The sequence below is a fragment of the Pedobacter sp. 10L46_2 genome (assembly GCF_056395165.1).
The window spans coordinates 1-4,329 of sequence record NZ_JBFTIZ010000344.1 but is presented as its reverse complement, the minus strand read 5'-3'; the positions used below and the strand labels follow the sequence as shown (position 1 = coordinate 4,329).

Annotated in this window: 5 protein-coding genes; 2 read left to right on the top strand and 3 right to left on the bottom strand. The window is 38.5% G+C overall.

Annotation, left to right across the window (positions count from 1 at the left end):
• Positions 1-1,362: TonB-dependent receptor plug domain-containing protein (locus tag AC1DDX_RS24470; protein ID WP_477622749.1), on the bottom strand; the 1,362-nt coding region annotated here is incomplete at its 3' end.
• Positions 1,363-1,764: 402 nt separating this feature from the next.
• Between AC1DDX_RS24470 and AC1DDX_RS24465 the strand changes: the two genes are divergently transcribed.
• Positions 1,765-2,742: a glycoside hydrolase family 43 protein gene (locus AC1DDX_RS24465; RefSeq protein WP_477622748.1), complete on the top strand. Its 978-nt coding sequence runs from the start codon at positions 1,765-1,767 to the stop codon at positions 2,740-2,742.
• Here the strand turns inward: AC1DDX_RS24465 and AC1DDX_RS24460 are convergent.
• Entirely contained in the window at positions 2,729-3,085 is a 357-nt protein-coding gene (locus AC1DDX_RS24460) for a winged helix-turn-helix transcriptional regulator (protein WP_288882372.1), read from the bottom strand. The two genes, AC1DDX_RS24465 and AC1DDX_RS24460, sit on opposite strands and share 14 nt — an antisense overlap.
• Positions 3,086-3,196: 111 nt before the next feature.
• On the opposite strand from AC1DDX_RS24460, the gene AC1DDX_RS24455 reads away from it, so the two are divergent.
• Entirely contained in the window at positions 3,197-3,937 is a 741-nt protein-coding gene (locus tag AC1DDX_RS24455) for an SDR family NAD(P)-dependent oxidoreductase (RefSeq protein ID WP_337715147.1), read from the top strand.
• 45 nt (positions 3,938-3,982) lie between these two features.
• Here AC1DDX_RS24455 and AC1DDX_RS24450 read toward each other — a convergent pair.
• Positions 3,983-4,329 (bottom strand): M24 family metallopeptidase (locus AC1DDX_RS24450; protein WP_477622747.1); only part of this gene is annotated, 347 nt, incomplete at its 5' end.

Genomic DNA, 4,329 nt, shown 5'->3' with positions numbered 1-4,329 from the left:
GTATAAAGGTAAATAAGTCGGGTGATGCAATGCGGCAAGTAAATGTCCGGCCTGCTGACCGGCGCCACCTCTAACTTGCTGTCTGAATGTTCTGTAAACACCATTACTTGAACTAAGGGTTACTTTATCATTCAGCTTGCTATCAAGATTTAGCTTAAAACTTCCACGCTGAAAATCAGCTGGCTTTAATATCCCTTCCTGATCGGTATAGCCTGCACCTATATTATAACGGATCTTCTCACTTCCACCTTGAATACTGAGGTCATAATTCTTAACCTGCGCAGTCCTGAAAACCCTGCTTAATCGATCATAAGTTTGCTGATCTTCTGGGTTACCCCTTCCTGGAACACCATTAATAACATCTGTTACTGGTCTGAATGGACGATTCTCGTAGGTTTGATTTAGGCTAGGCTTGTCTTTACCTGAATTTATCCACTGTTCATTAACCAACATGGCGTGCTCCGGACCGGTAGTGAGTTCCCATAATCGATCAGGATCTGCCTTTTGCCAGCCATGTGATATCTCTAAATTGTATTTTGTTTTACCTAAAAGGTACTCTCCTCTTTTAGTGGTTACTAAAATAACTCCATTGGCTCCACGAGAACCATAAATTGCAATAGCACTCGCATCTTTCAGTACTTCAATGCTTTCAATATCCGCGGGATTGATATCCGCCAGGGGCGATGTTTTTTTCCCACCCAGATCAAGAGTCGACAAAGAGTTGTTATTCACAAATACACCATCAATAACATATAATGGCTCGTTACTCGCGTTAATAGAAGCGGTACCTCGCACCTGTACTTTTACACCTTCTCCCGGAGAACCTGAGTAAGTTCCCACCTGGACACCTGCCGCCCTACCTTGTAACTGGGCATCAAAACTGGCTACAGGAATCTGCTTCGTTTCGGCAGCATTTACCTTAACAATAGCGCCTACAACACTTTTACGCGTTTGGGCACCATACCCAACTACTACAACGTCATTTAGCTGACTTGCACTCTCTTTTAATTCTACCAGGATTGGGCTTCCATTGGCCACAACCTGTTTTTTTTCGTAGCCTACATAAGTAATTTCTAAAGTATAAGGGAATTTCTGACCGGTAACAAAATCGAACTTTCCATTTTTGTCTGTCTGGACAACATGTGTAGTACCGGTAATGTGGATACTTACCCCAGGGATTCCAAGCTTTGTTACAGCGTCAATAATTTGACCTTTAAGAGTAGAATTAATAAGAGGTTGAGTTTGGGAGAAGGAAATGAGCGGTAATAAGATCATTACCACGATACTGCTCTTCAATAGCAGTGTCTTTTTTAACAAGGAATAAGCACTATACAAATGCTTACCCTTTTTAAAATTTTGCATAACTTTAAAAAGTTTTAATTAATAAAATTCTATTGGTTGAAACGAGTTGGCATTTCAGTAAGTGATTGGCGTTGCGTACTGAATGCTTTGATAAAGGCAGGATTCTAATCCTGTCTTTATTATTTCTTTATAGCTTGAAATGCTATTGCATGGAACAGCAACAACAGTGAGAAGAAAATCTCAATCGATTTAGACTGCAGAGCGCAATTTCTTTTTTTAAGTGTAAAATTCTTTTCATTGTTTGGTTTTGTTTCTTATCAATTCAACGCAAATGTAATTGCATTTTTGTTAAAAACAAATAAAATCTATGGATTTAATAGAGTATTAGTGAAAAAAGATATAAAACGATACCTTAGGCTTTAATTAAGTTTAAACACATTATACGATCCAAACACATTAAAAATGAAGAAGTATCAACTTTTGCTCTGCCTTTCGTTCATAGCACTTTCCCTATCCGCACAAAAAAAATCAAAAGAGACTTCTGGAAATCCAATATTTCCAGGTTGGTATGCCGATCCTGAGGGAGCTATATTCGGCAAAGAATATTGGGTTTACCCAACCTTTTCTGCCAAATATGAAGAACAGACATTTATGGACGCCTATAGTTCCAAAGATCTTGTTACCTGGAAAAAACATCCGCACATTCTTGATACAAGCAATGTTAAATGGGCTAAAAAAGCTGTATGGGCACCGTCAATTACTAAAAAAGGAAATAAATATTATCTCTTTTTTGGTGCTAATGACATTCAAAATGATAATGAAATTGGTGGTATAGGTGTTGCCGTTTCAGATAAACCGAACGGCCCATTTAAAGATCTTATAGGAAAACCACTGATCGATAAATTTCATAATGGTGCACAACCAATTGATCAATATGTTTTTAAAGATAAAGACGGACAATACTATCTATTTTATGGTGGCTGGTCTCATTGCAACGTTGTAAAATTAAGTGATGATTTTAAAAGCATTGTGCCGTTCCCTGATGGAACAACTTATAAAGAGGTAACGCCTAAGGGATATGTTGAGGGAGCTTTTATGTTTATCAAAGATGGAAAGTATTATTTCATGTGGTCTGAAGGTGGATGGACCGGTCCGGATTATTCAGTAGCTTACGCCATATCAGATTCACCTTTGGGTCCATTTAAACGTATAGATAAGATCTTAAAGCAAGATCCATCTATCGCTACCGGCGCAGGTCATCATTCTGTAATCAAGAATCCAAAAACTGGTGATTATTACATTATATACCACCGTCGTCCATTAGGAGAAACCAATGGTAATCATAGGGTTACCTGCATAGATAAAATGGAATTCKATGAAAACGGACTGATCAAACCTATCAAAATCACTTTCGAAGGTGTAAGTTCTAATCCCCTGTAGGKCGGTTAGCATCCCCCCAGTCGGACAATAACCGGAGAACCGGCTCAAGCCGCAATCCTAACTCTGTAAGCTTATATTCTACCCTGGGCGGAACCTCAGGGTAGATCATTCTACTTACCAAACCATCATTTTCCAGTTCTCTAAGCTGTAAAATCAATATCCTCTCGGAAATATTAGGCATTGATTTACGAAGTTTACTATACCTTAAACTTCCACAATTTAACAGACGCCACAATATAGTGGGCTTCCAACGACCGCCAATTAAGTCTAAAGTATAGGCCATACCACAACTAGCATTTATCTGCACCTCGTTTTCAAGGTTTGTAGAGCTCTCTTTTCTCATTACTTACATTTATGTTAGTACTATACAATTTTATCAGTACATACAATTGTAAAAGTACAAATATACCTTTGCAATAAGTATTTAAACTAATATTTATTACAGAAAACAGATATGGAACATTTGAAAAACAAAGTAGCAGTAGTAACAGGTGGAAGTCGTGGTATAGGAGCTGCAATTGTAAAAAGACTTGCAAAAGAAGGTGCAACTGTCGCTTTCACATATGTAAATGGGAAAGAAAAAGCAGACGCATTAGTTAATGAGCTAACAGAAATAGGTTCAAAAGTTTTGGCAGTTAAAGCAGATAACGCTATTGAAGGAGAAATAACAGCCGCAATACAAGAGGCAATTACAACTTTTGGGAAATTAGATATTTTAGTTAACAGCGCAGGTGTTTACATTGGGAAACCATTTGAAGAACATACCCTCGCTGATTATGACATCACTATGGCAGTAAACGTAAAAGCTGTAGTGGAGGCCTGTCTAATTGCTGCGAAAAAGATGGAAAACTCGGGTAGGATCATAACCATAGGAAGTAATATGGCTGATAAAGTACCTGCTGCCCAGGGCACATTATATGCAATGAGCAAATCTGCCCTAAGTGGACTTACAAAAGGCCTGTCGCGTGATTTGGGCCCGAGAGAAATTACTGTTAATCTGATACAACCGGGTCCTATAAATACAGATATGAACCCTGAGACCTCAGAACATGCAGACTTTCAGCGAAGCTTAATGGCAATAAAAAAATATGGCAAACCAGAGCATATAGCAGATGTGGTAGCTTATTTAGCAAACCCCGACAGTGGCTACACCACAGGCTCAATAATTACAATTGATGCTGGAACTACCAGCTAATGGCTAACATACAGCGCAACCATTTTAGTTTGCGCTGTATCCTTGTTATTCCCAAATATTATTTACGGCAGTAAGGATAACCGGCTTACCATCTGTAACCATTATAGTATGTTCATGTTGCGCGACATAGCCACCTTTATTACCAACCAATGTCCATCCATCCTTTTCCTGATCAGCATAAGTTGAAGCGGTGGCAATAAATGTTTCAATAGCTACAATAGAATTCTTTCTGAAGCGTGTAGTATTAAATCTATCATAACAGTTCAAGATCTCATGCGGTTCTTCGTGTAAACTTCTACCTACTCCATGTCCGGCAAGGTTTTTTATCACCTTATATCCAAATTTACGGGCCTCTGTTTCAATCAATCTACCGATATCTGCAATCTTTACTC